The sequence below is a fragment of the Chryseobacterium camelliae genome (genome assembly GCF_002770595.1).
Taxonomy (GTDB): Bacteria; Bacteroidota; Bacteroidia; order Flavobacteriales; family Weeksellaceae; genus Chryseobacterium; species Chryseobacterium camelliae.
On the sequence record NZ_CP022986.1, the window covers coordinates 1301069 to 1323163 of the forward strand.

24 protein-coding genes are annotated in these 22095 nt (G+C 38.9%); 17 read left to right on the forward strand and 7 right to left on the reverse strand.

Annotated features, from left to right (window positions below; genetic code table 11):
* Positions 1 to 190: 190 nt before the first annotated feature.
* The 5 genes from CGB83_RS05840 (at position 191) to CGB83_RS05855 (ending at position 4326) form a co-directional block, all read left to right on the forward strand.
* Positions 191 to 547 carry a hypothetical protein gene (locus tag CGB83_RS05840; RefSeq protein WP_100074965.1) on the forward strand — a complete coding sequence of 119 codons (357 nt, stop codon included), beginning with the start codon at positions 191 to 193 and terminating at the stop codon, positions 545 to 547.
* Between the two features lie 267 nt (positions 548 to 814).
* The gene (locus tag CGB83_RS20590; RefSeq protein WP_257790672.1) at positions 815 to 943 is read left to right on the forward strand and encodes a hypothetical protein; all 129 of its coding nucleotides are present in this window, start codon (positions 815 to 817) and stop codon (positions 941 to 943) included.
* Positions 944 to 1025: 82 nt separating this feature from the next.
* Positions 1026 to 2105, forward strand: a complete 1080-nt coding sequence (locus CGB83_RS05845; RefSeq protein WP_100074966.1) for a nucleotidyltransferase-like protein — start codon at positions 1026 to 1028, stop codon at positions 2103 to 2105.
* Positions 2105 to 3043: a CBASS system CD-NTase-associated NAD(+) hydrolase Cap12 gene (gene cap12 / locus CGB83_RS05850; protein WP_100074967.1), complete on the forward strand. Its 939-nt coding sequence runs from the start codon at positions 2105 to 2107 to the stop codon at positions 3041 to 3043. The genes CGB83_RS05845 and cap12 overlap by 1 nt, the downstream gene beginning before the upstream one ends.
* A gap of 266 nt (positions 3044 to 3309) precedes the next feature.
* Positions 3310 to 4326, forward strand: a complete 1017-nt coding sequence (locus tag CGB83_RS05855; RefSeq protein WP_100074968.1) for a PDDEXK nuclease domain-containing protein — start codon at positions 3310 to 3312, stop codon at positions 4324 to 4326.
* A 153-nt stretch (positions 4327 to 4479) separates the two neighbouring features.
* Here the strand turns inward: CGB83_RS05855 and CGB83_RS05860 are convergent, their stop codons facing one another.
* Positions 4480 to 4845 carry a DUF4440 domain-containing protein gene (locus CGB83_RS05860; RefSeq protein ID WP_100074969.1) on the reverse strand — a complete coding sequence of 122 codons (366 nt, stop codon included), beginning with the start codon at positions 4843 to 4845 and terminating at the stop codon, positions 4480 to 4482.
* A 319-nt stretch (positions 4846 to 5164) separates the two neighbouring features.
* Here CGB83_RS05860 and CGB83_RS05865 point away from each other — a divergent pair, with 319 nt between their 5' ends.
* Entirely contained in the window at positions 5165 to 5614 is a 450-nt protein-coding gene (locus CGB83_RS05865) for a hypothetical protein (RefSeq protein ID WP_100074970.1), read from the forward strand.
* A gap of 35 nt (positions 5615 to 5649) precedes the next feature.
* The gene (locus CGB83_RS05870; protein ID WP_100074971.1) at positions 5650 to 6231 is read left to right on the forward strand and encodes a hypothetical protein; all 582 of its coding nucleotides are present in this window, start codon (positions 5650 to 5652) and stop codon (positions 6229 to 6231) included.
* Between the two features lie 34 nt (positions 6232 to 6265).
* On the opposite strand, the gene CGB83_RS05875 is transcribed toward CGB83_RS05870, so the two are convergent.
* Both CGB83_RS05875 and CGB83_RS05880 read right to left on the reverse strand, forming a co-directional pair.
* Complete coding sequence (locus CGB83_RS05875; RefSeq protein WP_100074972.1) at positions 6266 to 6793, reverse strand: hypothetical protein; 528 nt, start codon at positions 6791 to 6793, stop codon at positions 6266 to 6268.
* Between the two features lie 478 nt (positions 6794 to 7271).
* On the reverse strand, positions 7272 to 9041 hold the full coding sequence (locus CGB83_RS05880; RefSeq protein WP_100074973.1) for an aminopeptidase P family protein: 1770 nt from the start codon (positions 9039 to 9041) through the stop codon (positions 7272 to 7274).
* Between the two features lie 178 nt (positions 9042 to 9219).
* Between CGB83_RS05880 and CGB83_RS05885 the strand changes: the two genes are divergently transcribed.
* From CGB83_RS05885 to CGB83_RS05910, 6 genes are all read left to right on the forward strand, one after another.
* Positions 9220 to 9657 carry a DUF6526 family protein gene (locus CGB83_RS05885; protein WP_100074974.1) on the forward strand — a complete coding sequence of 146 codons (438 nt, stop codon included), beginning with the start codon at positions 9220 to 9222 and terminating at the stop codon, positions 9655 to 9657.
* Between the two features lie 32 nt (positions 9658 to 9689).
* The gene (locus CGB83_RS05890; RefSeq protein WP_100074975.1) at positions 9690 to 9857 is read left to right on the forward strand and encodes a phosphatidate cytidylyltransferase; all 168 of its coding nucleotides are present in this window, start codon (positions 9690 to 9692) and stop codon (positions 9855 to 9857) included.
* A gap of 9 nt (positions 9858 to 9866) precedes the next feature.
* Positions 9867 to 10970, forward strand: coding sequence for a DNA topoisomerase IB (locus CGB83_RS05895; RefSeq protein ID WP_100074976.1), 1104 nt, complete (start codon positions 9867 to 9869; stop codon positions 10968 to 10970).
* A gap of 80 nt (positions 10971 to 11050) precedes the next feature.
* Positions 11051 to 12676 carry an L-glutamate gamma-semialdehyde dehydrogenase gene (pruA, locus tag CGB83_RS05900; protein WP_100074977.1) on the forward strand — a complete coding sequence of 542 codons (1626 nt, stop codon included), beginning with the start codon at positions 11051 to 11053 and terminating at the stop codon, positions 12674 to 12676.
* Positions 12677 to 13838: 1162 nt separating this feature from the next.
* Entirely contained in the window at positions 13839 to 14075 is a 237-nt protein-coding gene (locus CGB83_RS05905) for a cytochrome C551 (RefSeq protein WP_100074978.1), read from the forward strand.
* Between the two features lie 123 nt (positions 14076 to 14198).
* Complete coding sequence (locus CGB83_RS05910) at positions 14199 to 14408, forward strand: hypothetical protein (RefSeq protein WP_100074979.1); 210 nt, start codon at positions 14199 to 14201, stop codon at positions 14406 to 14408.
* A gap of 60 nt (positions 14409 to 14468) precedes the next feature.
* Here the strand turns inward: CGB83_RS05910 and CGB83_RS05915 are convergent, their stop codons facing one another.
* Entirely contained in the window at positions 14469 to 15227 is a 759-nt protein-coding gene (locus CGB83_RS05915) for a class I SAM-dependent methyltransferase (protein ID WP_157761357.1), read from the reverse strand.
* Positions 15228 to 15484: 257 nt separating this feature from the next.
* Here CGB83_RS05915 and CGB83_RS05920 point away from each other — a divergent pair, with 257 nt between their 5' ends.
* The gene (locus CGB83_RS05920; protein WP_100074981.1) at positions 15485 to 16654 is read left to right on the forward strand and encodes a thioredoxin family protein; all 1170 of its coding nucleotides are present in this window, start codon (positions 15485 to 15487) and stop codon (positions 16652 to 16654) included.
* Between the two features lie 90 nt (positions 16655 to 16744).
* On the opposite strand, the gene CGB83_RS05925 is transcribed toward CGB83_RS05920, so the two are convergent.
* Both CGB83_RS05925 and CGB83_RS05930 read right to left on the reverse strand, forming a co-directional pair.
* Positions 16745 to 17509 carry a GLPGLI family protein gene (locus CGB83_RS05925; RefSeq protein ID WP_100074982.1) on the reverse strand — a complete coding sequence of 255 codons (765 nt, stop codon included), beginning with the start codon at positions 17507 to 17509 and terminating at the stop codon, positions 16745 to 16747.
* A 6-nt stretch (positions 17510 to 17515) separates the two neighbouring features.
* Complete coding sequence (locus CGB83_RS05930) at positions 17516 to 17773, reverse strand: hypothetical protein (RefSeq protein WP_100074983.1); 258 nt, start codon at positions 17771 to 17773, stop codon at positions 17516 to 17518.
* Between the two features lie 178 nt (positions 17774 to 17951).
* On the opposite strand from CGB83_RS05930, the gene CGB83_RS05935 reads away from it, so the two are divergent.
* A complete protein-coding gene (locus tag CGB83_RS05935) occupies positions 17952 to 18332 on the forward strand; it encodes a helix-turn-helix domain-containing protein (RefSeq protein ID WP_100074984.1) in 381 nt (126 codons plus the stop codon).
* Positions 18333 to 18400: 68 nt separating this feature from the next.
* On the opposite strand, the gene CGB83_RS05940 is transcribed toward CGB83_RS05935, so the two are convergent.
* Positions 18401 to 19423 carry a 3-oxoacyl-ACP synthase III family protein gene (locus tag CGB83_RS05940; protein ID WP_100074985.1) on the reverse strand — a complete coding sequence of 341 codons (1023 nt, stop codon included), beginning with the start codon at positions 19421 to 19423 and terminating at the stop codon, positions 18401 to 18403.
* Between the two features lie 73 nt (positions 19424 to 19496).
* Here CGB83_RS05940 and CGB83_RS05945 point away from each other — a divergent pair, with 73 nt between their 5' ends.
* Together CGB83_RS05945 and CGB83_RS05950 are read left to right on the forward strand one after the other, a co-directional pair.
* Positions 19497 to 20396 carry a magnesium transporter CorA family protein gene (locus CGB83_RS05945; protein WP_100074986.1) on the forward strand — a complete coding sequence of 300 codons (900 nt, stop codon included), beginning with the start codon at positions 19497 to 19499 and terminating at the stop codon, positions 20394 to 20396.
* Between the two features lie 82 nt (positions 20397 to 20478).
* Complete coding sequence (locus CGB83_RS05950; protein ID WP_100074987.1) at positions 20479 to 22065, forward strand: patatin-like phospholipase family protein; 1587 nt, start codon at positions 20479 to 20481, stop codon at positions 22063 to 22065.
* The last annotated feature ends 30 nt before the right edge of the window (positions 22066 to 22095 follow it).

The window sequence follows — 22095 nt, forward strand, 5'->3', positions numbered from 1 at the left end:
ACTTTGGTATAAATTACTTTTAATCAATAATTTAAAATTTATGTAAAATTCAACACACAAATAAACGCACAAATAAAAATAAAATAATTGTTAATGAAACAACTACTGTGGATAAAAAAGTTTAATTTTAAAATCAATATATTTGGATAGCAAAATACAAACAATTATATTTGCATTAATACTAACGATTATGGAGTTAAAATTCTTAAAACCTAAAGAAAATGTTTCCATTGCTAAAATTACTGTTCACAAAACAGGTAAATTGGGATTTTCAAGAGGAGCTGCTGAATTATTAAATATAGAGGGTAACAGATTCTGTAAATTCGGTATAAATGAAAAGGAAGAACTTTTTATAGTTATGTGTAAAGAAAATGATGGAGAAGCATTTAGTATTGCTAAAGCAGGTGAATATTATTATGTTACTGCAAAGTCTTTATTAAATGATATGGGTATAGATTATAGAACCAAAAACACAATAATATTCGACGTTTTTGATATTAAGGAAGATAAAATATTTAAAATGATACAGAGAGTAATAGAAAAATAATAATGATATTAAAAAAGAAGTCCAAAACTTTCTCAGGGTTGCGGGACTTCTTTATTTAGACCAAAGAGATATTCTGGCATTTGAAGTTTTGCTAGATATCCTGCTTTGTTTTGCAAACATACTATTTTTTATTTAAATATCCGTTTAAATACTGTTTAAATGTTGTTTAAATACTTATCCAATACTTTGCTTACATAGCACGACCATAGCTTCACTGTTAATCTTCTTTACAGTAATATAGGAGGATCATTCAAAATCTTATTAACAATGAGCAGAAAAGTTACAAGTAAATCAGTAGCAAAGAAAGCCTCTAAAATTCTAAGAAACCCAGCATCTTCTAAGGCAGCAAAATCAGTTGCAGGAAGTGCTTTAAGTCAAAGAGAAAAAAAGAGGTAATTTTTAATGTGAAAAGGTTTAGTGCTTACCTTTTACCCAAAAGCACTTATTAATTTATAATAATCTCTAAAAAAAAGAAAAAATGAGAGAAGATTTTTCGAAAAAACTGGAAAGTTTAAAAAATAGATATAATCCCGAGGGAAGCTATTTATATGAATCTTTAAAAGATATGGATTCAACTAAACTATCATATATTAATACTCCTGACATGTATGTACGAAGTGCAATGTCAGCCGTAGATAATAAATTTACAAGTGATATTATTCAGGCTGGAAATAATGTCAAAACTCACCTTAGCAGAAGTTTGGAGGATGTTGTGTATGAGTTTCAAGGATCTGTAATGACTAATACTCATATCAAAGCTAATAGCGATATCGATTTGTTAGTTATTTCAGATAAATTTTATAGAGTTCCTCCAAGAACCGAATTAGAAAGTTTGATGAGTAGTTTTTCATTATCTCCATCACAAAAAAATATTGTGCAAGATTTGATTAACACACCATCATTTAGTGGAAATTCAAATGACGTTCTATTAGATAATAGGCTTAAAACAGAAAAAACTTTACAAGCAAATTATGATGATTGTGATATTAGTAAAAGTAAATGTGTACGAATCTTTAACAAAAATCTGAAAAAACCAGTTGAGGCAGTAATTGCTTGCTATGAAGATGATGTCTTTTCTATTAAAAATTATCGTGAGAAAAAGTATAGAGGGATAAAAATATATGAAAAAAATATTGGAACTGGTAAGACAGATCATCCGTTCTTTACAATAGATTGCATTAATGAAAAAAGTACAAAAACAAATGGTCGCCTCAAAAAGATGATAAGGTTTTTAAAAAACTTCATGTTTGATTCGGATTATGAATATAATGAATTAAAATCTTTTGGAGTAAATATTATCTGTTATAATATCGAAACTTATAAATATAATTCATTACATTATGTAGGCTTGCTTTTCGTAATTCAGGAGCAATTACAAAAAGTTTGTGATGATATTGGATATATGGCATCGTTAACAAGTATTGATGGTTCTGAGAAACTATTTTATAACAATAGTGGGAATTTTTTAATAAAAAAATACAGTGAGGTTATTCAGCTGAATAAGGAGTTAAAAGAGTTATTAAATGAAATTTACTACAATTTTAAAAACGCAATATAATGAAAACAAGAATATTTATAGGATCATCTAAAGAGGGATTAGAAGTAGCAAATTATACAAAGAAAAAGTTTTTTGAAGCAGGATTTGAACCATATGTCTGGACAGATAATATTTTCGAAAATAACAAGAATACTTTAGAAACACTATTAAATGAAGCCAGTTTATTTGACTTCGGGATAATGATAGCTACAAAAGATGATTTCACAGCTTCGAGAGACGATATATTTGAAACAGTTAGAGATAACGTTGTTTTCGAATTAGGTTTGTTTTTAGGTAGGCTTGGTACAAACAGAGCTTTTGTATTACAGGAAAAGGATGCGAAACTCCCTTCTGATCTTTTGGGAATAACAATTCCAAGATTTGAAATTACAGGACCTCTTGATTCTAATTACGATTTAAATAAGGAAATTAACAATATTATTAAATTAATAAAAAGTAAAATTACCTTAGGTGAATTAGGATTATTGCCATCTACTGTTTTAGCTATTGGATATTTTGAAAATTTTGTTTCTATGGTTTGTGATGCATTGCACGGATCTGATAAAATAGAAATTAATGGTAAGGTTTATAAAGATTTTCAATTTAATATCGTTGTTCCAAAGGATCTTGATGCCGATATAAAAAAGAGAGCCAAAATATACTTTAAAAAGATGAAATTTGAAGAAACAAAGATTGAAACTAATGGTAGATCATATCCAATTTATATTCAATTCGATGAAGAAAATAGTGGGGATACTTTAGTTTTATTCGATATGCCAACAACAATTGGAGGAATTGATAAAGCAATTGAAATGTATATGAGAAAAGGTCATATCGGTAAAAGTGAACAACAACAGTTGCTTGAAGATAGAGAATTGCGAAACTTTAAAACTACGTTAGTTAATTTGGTAAATAATAACGCTTTTACTAAAGATACTGTGCGCGTAATTGAAGAATAAGTAAACTTCTATTTATTATATTATAAGTAGTATTGCAGTTAGTTTTATGTAATTGTGATACTATTTTTTTTAAACACCCCGTAATCAGGGAGAAGAAACTTTCTGTATCGGGAAATAATTTAACCTTTTAACTTGTTCAATAATCAGGTGATTATGTAAATTATTTATGAAATTTTTGCACTTGATTTTCGGGAGGTAAAATGAGATTATATGGCTTTCTTTTTATAATTTTATCATCTCTCAATTAAAAATGCTACACCTGAAGAATGCTGGTCAACAAATCTATAATAAGCGATATAAAAAGCATTATTGCAAATTCAAAAGACAGTGCTATTCGTGCTGTTGACCATCAACGGACTTTGATGTATTGGCATATTGGCAAACGTATTTTTGAAGAAGAACAGCAAGGTAAAGACCGTGCAGATTATGGTAAGTTTCTTATTAAATATCTTTCAGAACAACTACAACCTGAGTTTGGAAGTGGCTTTTCTACAAGACAAATCAACCTTTATCGCCAATTTTACAGAACATTTGAGAATGTGCATACACTGTATGCACAATTGAGCTGGAGTCAATATAAACTATTATTAAGTGTTGACAGTCAGGATAAAAGAGCTTTTTATATTGCTGAAACAGTGAAAAATAATTGGACTGTTCGCCAGTTGGAGCGACAAATTTACAGCAGTCTATACGAACGGCTTCTGTTGAGTAATGATAAAGAAAATGTTTTGGCAGTGGCAAGGAATGAGAAGCAGCCTTCTGATGCCAAAGAAATTATAAAAGACCCGATGTTTTTGGAGTTTCTTGGTTTAAAAAGAGAAGCATCTTACTACGAGAGAGATTTGGAAAGTGCCATCATTACGCACTTGCAGGATTTTTTATTAGAGTTAGGTAATGGCTTTTCATTTATAGCAAGACAGAAAAGAATACATATTGAGGGTGACGAATTTTTTGTAGATTTAGTTTTCTACAACCGTATTTTACAATGCTTTGTGATCATCGAAATTAAAACAACCAAACTTACCCATCAGGATATTGGACAATTGCAGATGTACGTCAATTATTACGACCGAATAGAAAAACTGTCACACGAAAATCCAACTATTGGAATTTTGCTTTGTGCCAATAAAAACGATGCCGTTGTGAAATTCACCCTTCCGGAAGGACAAAAACAAATTTTTGCAAGCCAATATGAATTGTACTTACCAACGGAGAAACAACTTTTGGAAGAAGTAAGTAAAGAGTTGGAGAGTTTTGAAAAAAAAGATCAGAAGAGTGAATAATTAATTGATTACTGAACAGCAATGAATAATTAAAACACTTTCAATTCCTTGTTTATAGGTCGTGAAGATGTGTTCGCCATTCATTGAAAATAATCAGCTCCTCTTCAGAGCTAAAAATCCATTGATCTTAAATTAATCAAATATCTCCTGATTCTAAAAGGCAGAGTGCATAACCGTCTGCCAGGCATCTCCAGTTCTTTTTAAAACATGGCTGGATTTTGTTTTTATACTATCCTGTTCAGGGTTTTTAGAATTGAAGGCTTCATAGATATTAGCAACCAAAATTATATCCGGATCTATAGAGGATACCAATTGGGTCTGGATTTTAATTTTTGTCCAGCCCTGATCAATAATCTGTTTCAAATTTTTTATAATATTCTCCCGATTCTGAACAACATCGTATCCAACCAGTATGGAATGCACTGAATATAGGTTGGACAATCCACTAAAGTCAGATTCATTCCATAATTTTTCATAATTTGAATTGAATTCGTTTGCAATGTTCATTATATTTTTCATCTTTGATTGTATGTACAATAAATATAAAAATATTTTCTGGAAAGAATTAAATATTTTATTCCTATCAGAAAGGTAATTGTTATCACTTCAGGACATTATAAAGATCAGGATAGATGGTCTTCCCACGACAGGTAATTGTTTAAAGCGAAATGAAGTAACCGGTAAATGTATAATTTTCCTGCCTGCATACTATTTTCTTTTATAATAATATTCGGATGATATTCCCTCTATCTATTACAATAAGACTGATCTTCGGAAAACTCATTAATAGTATGCATTAGGATAAAATCGTTAATTTAGGTGATAAACTAAATTGCAGATGGCAATAAAAATCAAATTCAAAAGATCTGAGATTGTAGCAAACATCATATTGAACCTTGCAGGGCTGGGCATTTGCTGTATTATGATGTTAAATAACAATGTATCGATGCCCGTAAAGAATTTGATTGTCAAAATCATTGTGCTTGCAGCAATAGCGGCACTTACTGCTAATCTTTGGGTGCACCTCCGGCGTTACATAAAAAGCCTCAACCATATATCTGCCCTGGAAATCGATCACCTCGGAATCTGCAACAACATCTCTAAACCTAAAATTTTAAGATGGAATGAGATCTCTTATGTTAAAACGAAAACAGTCCAGATGTCAAGTGGAAGACATTCTAAAATACTGGTTCATACCTATGATCCATCACGTTCCATGATCATCAATGCTGATGTATTAGATATTGATAAGAATGAATTACTGGATCTTCTTAATCAAAAAAAATAATCTGCATACATCATTATATTTAACATCAATTTCAAATGAGAAACTCCCCTATTACCTTGAAAGTCCTTTATTATACAGTATCCGCTTTTATATTCAGCTGTTTTCTGAGCTGCAAGGGAGATCATGCCCAAAGCCAGGGAAACAGAACTGCCTATCCGGAAGTCAAGGAAATCAAAAGCAGCCGGGCCCAAATATTCCTGGCCTATTTAGATGCCTTGGTAAAGCTTCCCGATGCAAAGTTCAGCGAGGCAGAGCTTAGGTCAATCAATAAAAAATATGCGAGCCAGTTGCCATTGGTCATGTATGATTCCACACAAGAGCAGAGCAGGCAGGATATTGTAATTCATTATTATAAAAATAATCAATTCGGCCCTGTAATGGAATCGGGCATCAGATTTCTTGTCCCTGAAACCTTGACAGATTCACTGGTGGTTTCAGATTTTACACGCTATTTTGGTAATGTTGAAGATGAAAAACCGCTGATAGGGATTACGGAACAGCCTCTTCCTGTCCATATACAAGTTTCTTCCGACAGAGAAATGAAGATAACCTTTAAAAATAATGTCAATAAAGAGCAGGCAGGCGTTACAATGGTCGATATCTTCAATTACAGGTAATTGATCCCGGATTTCAGAAGATGTAAACACACCCTTAAAAACGTTTTTTATTTGCATTGCGTTTATGTGCAGCTATCAGGGCACTGTCGAGTATGTTTTTGAGATCGCCATATCGGTCAATATGAGAAATATGCAGCTCTAAAAATGGCATCTCCATGGGGTACATTTTGTAATTTTTCATGTGAATTTTCATCCGCTCTGAACTGTATTTCCCTATATAACGATAGAACTCAAAATGATCAATATGCCGAAAATAAATAAATCCGAACTCAGCCGTCCACAGGCCGTTTTTAGAAACCCTCAAAGCCAGCTCCTTCTTTTTAAAACTGCCCTGTAAGAAAAATAAGCTTGGAATCATGATGAAGATTCCGTACATCCAATGAGCATTGAACATAAAATACAAGGCAAGCATAAACAATGAAAACCCAAAAACAGCTAAACCAAAGGGTGGCTTGCCGATATAAAAGTCATGATAAAATTCTTCCCGGTCAATTTCTAATTTCTTTGAAATTTTCCCTTCGTAATTACTTCTGAAAGCTTTGTAGTTTCTATTTTTCATCATTTCTTTGTTTGGCACCACCGACACGGATCATCGTTATTCAACATCCATAATAATGCCTGTTTTCCTGGAAGTTTGCTTATTTATTTTTTTTACTTCTAATCATCCATATGAACTATTAGTTCCGGCTGCCTTTCAATATTAATAATACCTATTTCTACTTTGTCGGCAACTTTACGGCAGGACTAAAATTGAATGTAAAGAATAAAGACCTGATGATGAATGTCTATATCTCCGATATTTCCAGGCAAAATAAAAAGCAAAAAAAATCACCCCGTTTCCGGGGCGATTGGTACTGCTTTAAATAAATACTGAGTTATATGAAGAGTGAAATGATGTTTCTCTGATGTATGACAAAGATACAGCTCATTTTCTTTCTGCGCCTCAGGGAAATCCCGGAAATTGCCTCCGGGTTTTTACGGAGGCTGTAAAAAATCCTGCGTGAAGCAGGATTTGGTTATATTTCATGTTGATCAACTGATTACAAAGGACTTACCAGTTCTGCGAACCATGTTTTTACTTCACCGTCCAGATATGGACCCAGTTTTTCTTCACATGTCCTGTGGTAAGCATTGAGCCAATCAACTTCTTTTTCCGAAAGAATATCTTTCACGATCGTATCTTTAAAGAACGGACACAGTGTAAGCGTCTCAAACTCGTAGAAGGTCCCGAAATCGGTTTTTTCCGCTTCCTTAACGGCGATTAAGTTTTCATGGCGTATCCCATACTGTCCTTCTACATAAAATCCGGGTTCATTGGAACACACCATGCCCGGAAGAAGCTCCTGCGGATTCATGTCTTTCCTGATGTTCTGGGGACCTTCGTGGACATTCATAAAGCTTCCTACTCCATGCCCGGTCCCGTGGTTGAAATCTTTCCCTTCCATCCATAACGGAAGCCTGGCAATGGCATCCAGGTGCACGCCTTTGGTTCCTTTCGGGAATTTTACCATCGATAAACGGATCATCCCCTGTAATACTAAGGTCGAGTTTCTTTTAAATTCCTCGGAAACCGCTCCTAAAGCCAGCGTCCTTGTAATGTCAGTCGTTCCTTCCAGATACTGGCCTCCGGAATCTACCAGGATGCTTGAATCGTTGGTCACCTCATGGCTGCCTTCGTTTTTTGCGGAGTAGTGCATGATGGCACCGTTGTCTTTATACCCGATGATGCTTCCGAAACTCTCCCCTACAAAATTCTCCCCCTGTGCACGGAAATCCCTGAGTTTTTCTCCGATAGAATATTCATTCATCGGTTCTTTTCCTGCCTGATGTGTCAGCCAGTACAGGAATTTCACCATCGCCACACCGTCTCTTACCATCACAGTTCTGAACCCTTCCAGCTCAGTATCATTTTTACGGGCTTTCATCAGGTTACCGGGAACCGGGCCTTTAATGAATGTATTGGCATATTTTAAGGCTTCAAAGATAGACTGGTTGCTGTTGGGAGAAACCAGTACTTTCTGGTCGCTGCACATTTTCAGGTGGCTGAAAAATTCTTCGTACGGCATCATTTTCACAAATGATTCATTCATCTGCTTCCTGGCTTCCACATCCAGTTTATCAAGGTCGGTAAAGAGGATTGCATCATTGATGGTGATGATCAGGTAACCCAGGAATACCGGATTGCTCTGTACATCACTTCCCCTCAGGTTAAGGGTCCACGCCACGTCATCCAGGCTGGAGATGATATGTACGGTAGTGCCCTGTTCCTCCATCGCATTACGGATGGCGGAAATTTTATCGGTTACCGACTTTCCGGCCCGTTCTACCGGATGTACGTAAATTGGGTTCTTGGAAGGGGTTCCGCGGTCTTTCCAAAGCTCTTTCAGGAGCGGGAGGTCTACCAGCGTAATATTTTTGGCACGAAACTTCTCATACAGCAGCTCCCAGTTGGCATGTGAAGTGGCCAGTGCATTCACGGCTACTTTTCCGTTTTCCGGAATTTCGGAAATAATCCAGTCGATATAGTGAGGAGTGCCTTCCATTCCGTCTTTGAACAGGTCAATCCCGGAATCCTGAAGCTCAATGGCAGCCTGGGTAAAATACCGTCCGTCCGTCCAGAGCCCTGCTTTGTCCTTAGTGATCACCACAAATCCGGCAGATCCCAGGAATCCTGAAAGCCATGATCTTTCCTGCCATTCTTCCGGCAGGTATTCACTCATATGCGGATCAGCAGAATAGACGATAAATGCGTCAACATTATTTTTCTGCATCTCTTCCCGGAGTGCAGCCACTTTTTCCTTTGAAGTCATTTTTTTGATTTTTAAAACCGAAAGTTACGAAAAATTGATTTCAGAAAGGGATTTAATCCAATATAAAAAGCAGGTATACAGAGCAGGAATATCACACCCCGAATAATTTTCAGGTGCTGGAACCCGCTATCGGAGCTGATATTTTCACCTTTGGAAAGATTATTGCTACATGCTACCTATGGAAACACAGAATTACAGCAATCACAGGAAGTTTTATGCACCTCATCACTTTGTTTACCTTCCCGCATTACTGGTTTTGCAAATCTTCGGAATCTATAAGGCTTTTAGTGATGGCAGTAACCTGTTGACCTGGATTCTGTTTTCTGTTGTTATTTTCCTGATCCTTTACCTGGCCATTATGGTGCGGCAGCATTATGCATTGGGACTTCAGGACCGGATGGTAAGACTTGAGTTTAAACAGAGGTATTTTGAGCTGTTCGGGCAACGGTCCGATGAAGTGGAAGCCAGGCTGAAATTCGATCAGATTGCCGCTTTAAGGTTTACCTATGATGATGAGTTTAAAGAACTGCTGTACCGTGCCCTGCATGAATCCGTTTCAGGCAACGATATAAAGAAGTCCATAAAAAAATGGAAACCGGACCATCACCGGATTTAAAAAGAATTGATCACCAATAAAAATAAATTATTATGAAAAAATGGAGCTTATACAGTATTACTTTTTTAAGTTTACTGATGCTGACCAGTTGTGAAGCAGTAGAAACAATTTTTAAGGCCGGAATGTGGTGGGGAATCATTCTCGTTGTAGCCGTAATAGGACTTTTATTATGGTTATTCTCCAGGGGTAAAAACTCTTAACCGGACTTTATGGAAAATTCAGATTTAGATATTATTTCTCACCTGAAGCCTTCAAAAATTGTCAAAATTATGAAAGATCCGGTGGCCTCTGCCAAGGCGGTACATCTTATTTATACCTCCGATGCAGAAACCGCCGGTATTATCCGGAAAAAACGAGGAAAGAAATTTTCTTATTATAAAGACGGCGAAAAAATCAAAGACAAAGATGAAATCAGCAGGATTAACAAACTCGTGTTGCCACCGGCATGGGAAAATGTATGGATCTGCGCGCTGGATAACGGCCACCTTCAGGCCACAGGAATTGACGCCAAGAAGAGAAAGCAGTACCGGTACCATCCCCTATGGAACGCTCTGAGGAACCACACTAAATTTTACCGTATGCTCCAGTTCGGCTACGCATTGCCTCAGATAAGGCTGCATATCGAGCAGGACCTTGCCTTGCGAAATTTAGAAAAAAGAAAAGTCCTTGCGCTGATCGTAAGCCTGATGCAGCGGACCAATATCCGGATCGGCAACAGTGCCTATGAAAAGCTGTATGGATCTTTCGGGCTTACTACCCTGAAAGACAAACACGTCAAAGTAAAAGGCCAGAAATTATCCTTCTCTTTCAAGGGCAAGAAGGGTGTGATGCATGATATAGACCTGAAAAGCAGCAGGCTTTCCAGGCTGGTCCAGAAATGCAAGGACATCCCGGGAAAAGAACTCTTCCAGTATTATGATGATGACGGAAACCGGCACTGCATAGATTCGGGAATGGTGAATGAATACATCAAGGAAATCAGCGGTGAAGATTTCACTGCGAAAGATTTCAGGACCTGGTCCGGAACCGTTAATGCTTTAATAGCTTTCAAAGAAATCGGCTATGCTGAAACCAATGCCGAATACAAGAAAAAAGTGAAGGAAGCCCTCGACATTGTCGCTTCCCATCTCGGAAACACCGTAGCGGTGTGCAAAAAGTATTATGTACATCCCCTGGTCATCAATTTATATGAAAACAATACCATCAAAAAGTATCTTGATGAGCTGGAAGTCATAGAGAAAAATGACGGCAAAGCTGACCTTACCCAGGAAGAAAAACTGGTTCTTAAAATCCTGGAAACCGAAAAGCTGTAATTCACGGCAATCAATTTTTTCTCCGAATTAAATGTTGTAAATTTGTATCATTCACAAATTAAAATATAATACAACATCATATGTCAAAAGCAATTTCGCAAGTGCCACTTGCTGTTAATGAGCCGGTAAATTCATACGTACCGGGTTCTCCGGAAGTAAAAAGTCTTCTGACCACCTATAAGAAAATGTGGGCAGAAAAAACCGAGATCCCAATGATCATCAACGGAAAAGAAGTAAAAACCGATGAAAAGGTAGCGCTTCAGTCTCCGCAGGACCATGCGCATGATTTCGGGTTTTATTACAAGGGAACCATGCAGCATGTGGATGATGCCATCAATGCCGCTTTAGCCGCCAAACAGCAGTGGAACGAACTGGGATGGGAACAGAGGGCTGCTATTTTCCTGAAAGCCGCTGACCTGCTTGCCGGACCTTACCGCGACGTCATTAATGCAGCGACGATGATCGGCCAGTCTAAAAACGTACACCAGGCTGAAATTGATGCTGCCTGTGAGTTCATCGACTTTCTACGGTTCAATGTAGAATTCATGACGGAAATGTATGCTGAACAGCCGGTATCCGATAACGGAATATGGAACCGCGTAGAATACAGGCCTCTTGAAGGTTTCTGTTTTGCAGTGACTCCTTTTAACTTTACCGCTATCTCAGGAAACCTTCCTACATGTATGGCAATGCTCGGAAACGTAGTGGTTTGGAAACCTTCTGATAAGCAGGTCTATTCCGCCAAAGTCATCATGGATGTTTTAACGGAAGCCGGACTTCCTGCAGGGGTCATCAACATGATTTTTACAGATGGTAAAGAAACAGCTGAAAAAGTATTGGCACACCGTGACTTTGCCGGACTTCACTTCACCGGTTCCACCAAAGTGTTCCAGGGAATGTGGAAGATGATCGGTGACAACATCCACCAGTACAGAACGTATCCAAGAATCGTGGGAGAAACCGGAGGTAAAGATTTTGTTATTGCCCACCCTTCAGCCAATGTAGAAGCGGTAGCCACTGCTCTGGTAAGAGGTGCGTTTGAATATCAGGGACAGAAATGTTCTGCTGCTTCAAGAGCTTATATCCCTAAGTCCATCTGGGCAGACGTAAAAAAAGTAATGGAAACGCAGATCGGTTCCATCAAAGTAGGTTCTCCTGAAGATCCGTCCAACTTCGTTAATGCCGTGATCGACAAAAATTCTTTTGAAAAATGCAAAGGATACATCGACAGAGCCAATGGTGCCGGTGATGCTACGGTAGCTATCGGAGGGAAATGCGACGATTCCAAAGGCTGGTTTGTACATCCTACGGTTATTGAAACAACCAATCCGCATTATGAAAGCATGGTAGAAGAGATCTTCGGTCCTATCCTTTCCGTGTATGTTTATGAAGATGAACAATGGAACGAAACCCTGAAATTGGTTGATTCCACCTCACCCTATTCCCTTACCGGATCTGTCTTTTCACAGGACCGTTATGCGATCAGTGAAGCATACAAAGCATTGGAAAATGCTTCCGGAAACTTCTATATCAACGATAAGCCGACCGGCGCCGTAGTAGGCCAGCAGCCTTTCGGTGGAGGAAGAGCTTCAGGAACCAATGATAAAGCGGGTTCTAAAATGAATCTTTTAAGATGGACTTCGGTACGAAGTATCAAAGAAACCTTTGTATCGCCTAAAGATTATAAATATCCGTATTTAGGATAATTATAGATGCATACATCTAAATAATTAAAGCTCGGCCGGAACTTCGTTCCGGCCGAGACTTTTATTAGTCATTCCCACATATCTTCATCTTCGTGTGTCTTTGAGAGGCTCAGCCACCGGATTTATCACAAAACTTTTGTGGCTATTGTGGTTTTTATCCTCTCGTTGAGTAGCAGATTGCACAGATTTTTTTCCATGCATTTAAAAATCGTAGATTTTTAAACCTAATGTGCTCTTCTGTTTTCAAAGCTTTTTCTACTAATTCTTATGTGTTAAAAATTTTGCAGCTGTTATAATACACGATCATTAAACCACCCCGTCAAAAATTCTTTGAATTTTCGCCACCCCTCCGAGGGAGGGGGAATTTTCCAGCTGGTATTTCCGCAAGCTGCAAGATTTTACGTGCACATAAAAATCGCAGATTTTTAAAAACTCATGTGTTCTTCTGTTTTCAAAGCTGGCTTCTTAAGATTCTCATGTGTCAAAAATTTTTGTGACTGTTGTGGTTTTTATCCCTCGCAGATCAGCAGATCAAGCAGATTTTTACGTATCATAAAAACCGTAGATTTTTAAACCTCATGTGCTCTTCTCTTTCCAAAGCTGGCTTCTTAGGATTCTAAAGTGTTAAAAATTTTGCAGTCTGTTATAATTCAAGATTATTAAAACCACCCCGTCAAAAATTCTTTGAATTTTCCCCACCCCTCCGAAGGCGGGGAATCGGTCCCAACCGCTGTTTCCGACAAACAGAACAAAGTTATGTCCACACAAAAACCGTAGGTTTTTAAAAACTAATGTGCTCTTAATATTTTCAAAGCTAGCTTCTTAAGATTCTAATGTGTCAAAAACTTTTGTGGCTGTTGTGGTTTTTATTCCTTGCAGATCAGCAGATCAAGCAGATTTTTACGTATCATAAAAACCGTTGTGGTTATCTTCTCTAAAACACTCAAACACTCAAACTCTCCCACCCTACAACACTAAACCCACCGGCTCTCAAACGCTCATCTTCGAAGCGTCAATTCATCAGTTATGCAAATAATTAACATACAGATCATTTCTCATTAAAATACATGGATTGTTAATATAAACTTAATGTAAATTATCCTAAAAATCGCAAATGGGAATGGTTATTGCTTACGCAAGGATACATTAAAAATAAAACGTTATGAAAAAAGTTGTTTTAATCCTGAGCATCGGGATTTTTGCAGTAAGCTGCGGAACTAAAGAATCTTCCATGTCTACCAGTGCAACAGATTCTACTGCAACAGACACCAGTGCTACGATGGATAACACCAATGCATCTACAATGAGCACGGATACAATGACCACAAAGACATCTAATGCGGACAGTCTTAAAATGAGAACTGATTCTTCAGCAACCACGACTGCCCCGGCAAGATAGTCTGAAAGCATCATGTACCCTTAAAAATCCTCAGATCTATTCTGCGGATTTTTTTTGCTATTGTCTGAAGGGTCCTTTTTTTGTTATGGTAATACTATATTGTGAACCACTAAAAAATATACTATGAAAAAGTTATGGTTGGGTGCTGCCATTGCAGCCATGTTCCTGGCAAGCTGTGCGCAGGATAAAGAGAAAAGAGAAGAGTTCAAGGATGAACGGGATAAAAATTTCATGAGAAATAATCTTGGCGATACTGCGGTCAGCCATTCCGAACCGGGGTCTTCCGCTGATACTGCAAGAGTAAAAAGAGACACTACCGCAAAGATGCGATAGCCATCATAAAGGAGCTGCTTAGAACTAAGCAGCTTCTTTTGTATGTTTAAAGAACACAGTTTATCCTGTTATTGAACAGTAATAAATCTTTGCTTTATAGCTGAATTCTACCACACCGGAAGTTTGATACGTATTAAATATTTCTTTCAATTCACGCATGATCTTATCATATATAACCCCGGATTTCGGAGTATAGGAAGATGACCGTGCACGGCCTTTGAAGCCTTCCAGATCAAACCACTGCCGATGATCAAGCTCCATATAACCCATTTTTTCAGGGCTAAAAAATGCTTTTATTTTCTCTTCATCGATGTTTTTATGATTGACATATGAATATTCCCTGATATTGTCATAAAGGACTTTTTCGTAATCATTCAGCAAAGGGGATGATGAATCCCTTTCGTTCCATACTAAAACAATATGCCCTCCAGGCTTAAGGATGCGCTTGAATTCTGTCTTGGTTTTTGGCAGGTCGAACCAATGAAAGGCCTGTGCAGAGAAAATGACATCAACACTGGAATCTTCTAAGGTTGTGTTTTCAGAAGCCCCGTTTACACTGATAAAATTTTCATAACCCCTGTAAATAGCTTCGGCGGCTTTCCTCATTTCATCATTAGGTTCAACACCGTAAACGGTATACTGATGTTCCAAAAAAGGTTTTGATGAAAGACCAGTCCCGGAGCCGATATCAGCAATAATTTTACGGTTATCAAGCCCTAATTCTTCTTCAAGTCTTCTCAGCATTCCACTGGGATAGTCAGGTCTGAACTTAACATAGTCCTGAACTTTCTGGCTGAACCTGTCATAATTATTTTCCATAGCTGTATTTTTAGCAGAAACTTTAACTGGGAAGACACTATGACCTGCTGGATGCAGCTCCATCAGAATTTACCGCCTTTCCGTAATTAAAGGTACGAAATACAGGACGAAATAAACATCATTTACCGTCTAAAACAAATCAACCCGGTTCATTTTCAACAATATATTAATTATGAATTTGCGGCGTAACATTTTTCATATGCATGCGACTTATGTGTCAACTTAATGATTACATTTGTATCGAAATGAAAATACACATGAAAAAAACAGCCATATTATCTTCTCTGTTCATCAGCGCACTGGCACTGGCTCAGGGAATCAAGTTTGAAGAAAACAATTTTGCGAATATCCTGGCCAAAGCCAAAAAGGAAAACAAACTGGTGTTTATCGATGCCTATGCCTCATGGTGCGGACCATGCAAGCTGATGGCTAAAAATATTTTCCCGCTTCAGGCAGTCGGAGATTACTACAACGGCCATTTCATCAATGCTAAAATTGATATGGAAAAGGGCGAGGGTGTGGACCTGGCCAAAAAATACAACGTAAAAGCTTTTCCAACCTATCTTTTCATCAACGGTAACGGTGAAGAAGTACACCGTACTTTAGGCTATGTGGAAGAAAAAGATTTCATCCAGTTTGCCAAAGATGCTGAAGATCCAAGCAAAAGGCTGACTTCACTAAAGCAGAAATTTGAAAACGGAGAAAAAGACCCAGAATTCCTTAAAAACCTGGCCGGTCTTACCATTTATAATGATGCTCCTTTTGCTGCGAGGGTGTTGGAGCGTTATTTCAAGGACAAAACAGCCCTTAACCAAGAGGACGTACAGATACTGCTTGCCGGTACCCAAAGTACGGAAAGCCCGCTGTATGCCATTTTCCAGGCTAAAAAAGCAGATATTACGAAAGTACTTCCTGCAGAGCGCTATGAGATGATCGACAAAAATATCAAGCTGAATACGATTGTAAAAAAAGCCTACGATGCCGATACCAAGAAATGGAATGATGCCTATTTCTTAACGGAAACACAGAAGTTCCTGACCAAGGATGAATCTGAGAAGCTGCTGAAAAGAGCCAAATCCAGCAGGGCATTAAAGGATAAGGATATGGCGACGTATGAGAAACTGAGCATGGAACTGTACAAAGATCCTTCCGCCGCCAGTTCTGAGGAGCTGAATGCCCTTGCGTGGAACTTCTTTGAAAATGTGACCAATAAGGCATCACTGGAAAAAGCCATTATCTGGGCACAGGAATCGGTGAAGAAGCATGAAAACTCTGCCAACACAGATACACTGGCCAACCTGTACCATAAAGTAGGCGATAACAAAAATGCCAAGATCTGGGCTGAAAAGTCGATCCAGCTGGCCAAGACCTCCGGTGAAGATTATTCGGATACTGAAAAACTGCTGAAAAGTCTCAGCATCAAATAAAAGTAAAAGGTTGTCCACTGAGGCAACCTTTTTTATTTAACTTCTTACCGGGACCGGAATTTTCAGAATTTATATTTAATGTCATATTGATTATCTTTCCAATGTATTATTAAATTTCTTTTTAAAATTCTCCAACTGATTACGCCTGTTCAAATCCATCGGTCTTCCGGGATAAGGATCGTTTTTAAACTCTTCCCTTTTCTTTACATATTCAGATCTTGAAACTGCAATGCCTTTTTGCAACGGTACAATTTCAGCTTTCTTTTTTTCAATTGATGCCGCTATGAAATGATCGTATCCATTGGCATCTTCTATCTCCAGGATTAGCCCCGGTAAACCTTTAAACCTGTAAGGACCTTCAGATATCGGAACTTCTTTTGTATACCATGCTGTATACGTCCTTTTATTAAAAGTGGTAGTAGCCTTTTTACATGGATATCCAATGATTATTTTTTCATCGGTATAATCTGTTTTCCATTTCTGAGAATCCCCTTCAAATGTATACAGATTACTTCCTATTCTACTGGTTACCCAGGCTTTGCCCTTACTTTTATACACTGAATAATCAATTTTAGGCCTTACCATTTTACGGGCATCGATATCTGCCATCTGCCCACTGTTTTTAGCAATTGCCAATTGGGTTTCAATGGCTTTTCTGCGTTCCAGAAATGCTTCGCTGTAATAGACTGATGTTTTGGAATTAAAATCCAGAACCATGACTTCGGTCATTTTTTCTCCTGCATGGGTAGTGTCTTTGGCTGTAGAGTACATGTATTTAACTTCAAGGTCTGAGATCTCTTTTTGAGCTGAGACAAGCCCTGCAGTTAGCAGGGCTATTAATAAATATCTTTTCATAATGTATTAAGCATATCCCCAACTTTCAAAAGGTGAGTAACAATCTTCTTCCATTCTTGCCATTTCAACCTCAAGACATTCTATCGGAGAGCCACCCAAATCGATGAACTCAGTATAACCGCAGGATGATGTTACCCTTATAGGATTGTAAAAGAGAATACTGATGCTTTGTTTCTGACTGGTTTGCATGGCTTTGACTTTGGTATTTTCAGCACTTAACACTCCTACGATTCCGAAAGCTGCCAATAAAAAAAATTTCTTCATTTGTTTTGAATTTTGAAATTAATAATAATTTTTTACACTAAAAGTATTTCGCGAAACTTTTCCCAAAGATGTAAAACAGTTCCCTAGCTAACAATTCCAATAGGAATAAAATGCTATTCCATTTGGAATAAAAATATTCTGGTAAAAACATTATATTTACAGTTCAATTTCCATTATTATGAACAGCAGTGTAGGATTTAAAATAAAAAAACTCAGGGAACAGAAAGAAATATCCCAAGAAGATCTGGCTTTCCGGCTTGATGTCTCCCAAAGCTATCTCAGTAAAATTGAAAATGGGGCCATTGAAAAATTAGACTTTATTTTCATGCAGAAAGTAGCCGACTTTTTCAAAGTAGAACCCCAGTATTTTTTGGAAGGTGATACTATTGTAAATAACAATATTGAAACAAGTACTAATTCTTCTGTAGGAAATATTGGTGATACAACAATCAACAGTACTGATCAAAATTTATTGGAGAATGTTATTAATAACCAACATCAGATCAATCAACTGATGGAAATGCAGAATAAGCTGATCGAAAAGCTGCTGAAAAATTAAAGCCCTATCAAAGCATAAAAAATCCGCGGTCTCTCCAGACAGCGGATTCTTATTTCAAAAAGTTTCATTTAATATTCAAAAAGTACGCTTCCCCAGGTAAATCCGCTTCCGAAAGCCGAAAGAAGAACAAGGTCTCCCCTTTTGATCTTTCCTTTCTCTATAGCTTCGCTTAAAGCGATCGGAATAGACGCGGCAGTTGTGTTTCCGTATTTCTGGATGTTGTTGAATACTTTATCATCCGGAAGCCCGAATTTCTGCTGTACAAACTGGGCAATTCTTAGATTGGCCTGATGCGGGATAAACATATCCAGGTCTTCTATTGTTTTTCCTGCTTTATCGAGCGCTTCCTGCATCGTCTCCGGAAACCGGGTTACTGCATGCTTGAAGACAAAATTCCCGTTCATGATCGGGTAGACTTCTTTCGAGGTCACCTGTTCAGGCTCTCGTCTCATCCTGTCGCTCCACCCGAATTTGGACCCAGGGAACTGGGTACAGAGTTCGTCTGCATATTTGCCTTCAGAATGCATGTTTGTAGCCAGGATGTCACCGGCCTGCTCATCCTGAGTGGCAGAGAGGACGATAGCACCTGCGCCGTCTCCGAAGATCACGGAAACCCCTCTTCCCTCATCGGAAAAATCCAGCCCGAAAGAATGGACCTCTGCGCCTACCACCAGAATATTTTTGTATGTTCCGGCTTTAATGAACGCATTAGCCACACCTACCGCATACACAAATCCTGAACACTGGTTCCTTACATCCAGGGCTCCTATGGTATCGCAGCCCAGCATGTCCTGGAGCAGGACGCCACAGCCCGGGAAATAATAATCCGGAGACAGGGTGGCAAAAACAATATAGTCGATATCTTTAGCCGTGAGTCCTGCATTTTCAATGGCTTTTTCTGAGGCCTTAAAGCCTAGATAGGCGGTGGTTTCCTGGGAATCGTTCCTGTTTTTGCGGTGCCTTCTTTCCTTAATCCCGGTCCGCTCAGTGATCCATTCGTCATTGGTGGTCATTAATTCCGCTAGATCATCATTCGTAACAACATTATCCGGGACATAGAATCCGATTCCCTTTATTGTACTTTTAACCATATCGTTTTTTAATTTTGGCAAATATAGAACTTATTGCATACATACTATTTCAAAATAGTAGTATTTTTACCTTATGCCAATGAATACCTTATACCGTGGTCCACAATGCGAATGGATTGATGTGGAAGCACCTGCACAGGAAGACTTAGACCTCCTGCACGAAAAATATAACATCAATACGCTCCTGCTGGAGGACACGATGGACCCGAACCACCTGCCGAAATATGAGGAGGACGGGGAGGTAAAATTCTTCCTCCTGCGCGAAAGCACGGAGATGGAACGTAAAAACCTAAACACCATCAGTGACATCAGTACAAAAATCGGGATCTTCATGGTAGGCCATACGCTGATTACGGTTCACAGGATGAAAACTAAAAGCATTACCGAAACGCTGCAGCAGCTGGAAAAAAGAAAGGAAGAAACCCGACCGCAGCATATTGCCCTGATGATTGCCCTGATCATTATGAAAACTTTTGATGATGAGTCCATCAGCCTGATGGAAACCATGGACAATATTGAAAATGAAATCTTCCTTAAGAATACCAACCATACCAACCAGATCAGGAGGCTGTACAAGCTGAAGCGCAAATCCGGACTGAACTCCAGGGTGCTTACGGTTTCTACGGATGCCGTTGATAAATTCCGGCTGCTTGACCTCCAGATTTCGGAAGTAATTGACCTGAAGGATAAGCATAAGGACGTTGTCGCGGATTTTGAACACCTCAACATCCAGATCACCAACCTGATTTCCATGTTCCTGGCGCTGTCTGACCAGAAAGCCAACCAGGTCATGAAGGTCCTGGCAGTGTATTCGGTCTATTTTTTACCGATCACCTTTATTGCCGGCGTCTACGGGATGAATTTCGACAATATGCCTGAGCTCCACCATCAATACGGCTATTATTTTACTTTAGGCCTGATGGCGCTGATTGTGATCATTACCTTCATTTATGCACGGAGGAAGCAATGGTAATGGTGCAGCAGATCTAATTTCTTATCGAACCCTGACAGAAATGACCTAATTTTAACTTCCTGAACCCACACACTAAAAAACTATGACAACCGAAGAACTTCAGACCATTCTCAGCGGAAATACCCTTTCCGGAGAGTCAAAAGAAAAACTGGCAGCGCTACATACCGCTATTTCCGGTAAGGAGTTCTCCGATATCCTGGATGCAGAAGGCCATCAGTATGTTGAGTTTGTGCAGGAAGGCGGCGGCGTATGGGGAACAGCACTGGTGGGTTACCTGTACGGACTGGAAATTTTCGGCATCCGCTTCCTGAAAGTGGCCGGGACGAGTGCGGGAGCCATCAACACGATGCTCATCGCCGCATGCAGGACCAAATCGGAAATGAAAAGCGAAATCATCAGGGATATCCTGCTCAGCTGGAACTTTGCAGATTTTATGGACGGAAGGCCCTTCATCAAGAGAACCGTACGCGCCATGCTCAATAACAAACATTTTCTCACTATCAATGCTGTTATTGCCGCAGTGATCATGGTTGTACTGGTCAGCATTCCTTTTGTCCTGTCTTCAGAGACGCCTTTAAAGGCCAAGCTGCTGTTCCTGATCCCGCTGATCCCTGTCCTGATCGTTGCCCTGATCATTAAAATGCTGTATAACAGCTTCAGGAAGCATAACAGCGGACTGAATCCCGGGGATGTTTTCCTGGATACCATACAGACCACCCTGGATGGATTCGGCGTACATACGGTAGCTGACCTGAACAGGAAATTCGTTCAGAAAGAATATGACCTCAATGTCAATTACCGCTACGGAAACGGGTATGAATATTATAATATCGCCCTCCAAGGCATTGAAGAAATCAAAAACAATAACCTGGAACATATTGACCAGACGCGGTACCGGATCTTTTACGAAAGTGCCCTGAACAATGATTACTACAAGAATAATCCTTTTTACCAGCTGAAATCCGAATACATCGTCGTTACCACGGATATCAATGCCAAAATAAAGGTGGAGCTCCCTACCATGGCCAACCTGTATTGGTCAGAAGAAGAACTGAAGCATATAAGCCCGGCAGAATTCGTGCGTGCTTCCATGTCGGTACCGTTCTTTTTTGAGCCTTTCCAGAAGAGGATCAATAAAGCAGAGGATTCGGTACAATATGCCTGGAAGTTCTGGATGAATACCAAACCGGAAGACATTTGTCCCGTAGGGGTTTTCATCGATGGCGGCAGCATTTCCAATTTCCCGATCGACCTGTTCCATGCAGAAGAGGTATTTTATCCGAGGATGCCGCTGTTCGGCGTACAGCTCACCAGTGATTCCGATATCCTTTCAGAAAAAGGAAAAACCAGCGAACAGATTTTAAAGACCCCTTTTTCCTATGCCGGAAATATCATTGACACGCTTAGGGGATTCAATGACAAATCGTTTCTTACCAAGCATACTTTTTACCACCTGTTCAGCATACAGACTGTGAACTGCGGCAAAAGCAGCTGGCTGAATTTCTTTATGAAGAGGACAGAAAAGGAAGAACTTTTCAACCGGGGTTTCCAGGCGGCGCTGGATTTCCTCAACCGGTTCGACTGGGAGAAATACAAATGTGAAAGGATGATGCTGACGATGAAGGAAAAAAAGATCCTGAAAGAAGCCGATACACCGACCGTAGGATAATTGCCGGTTGGCAAAGAGTTCGTATATTGA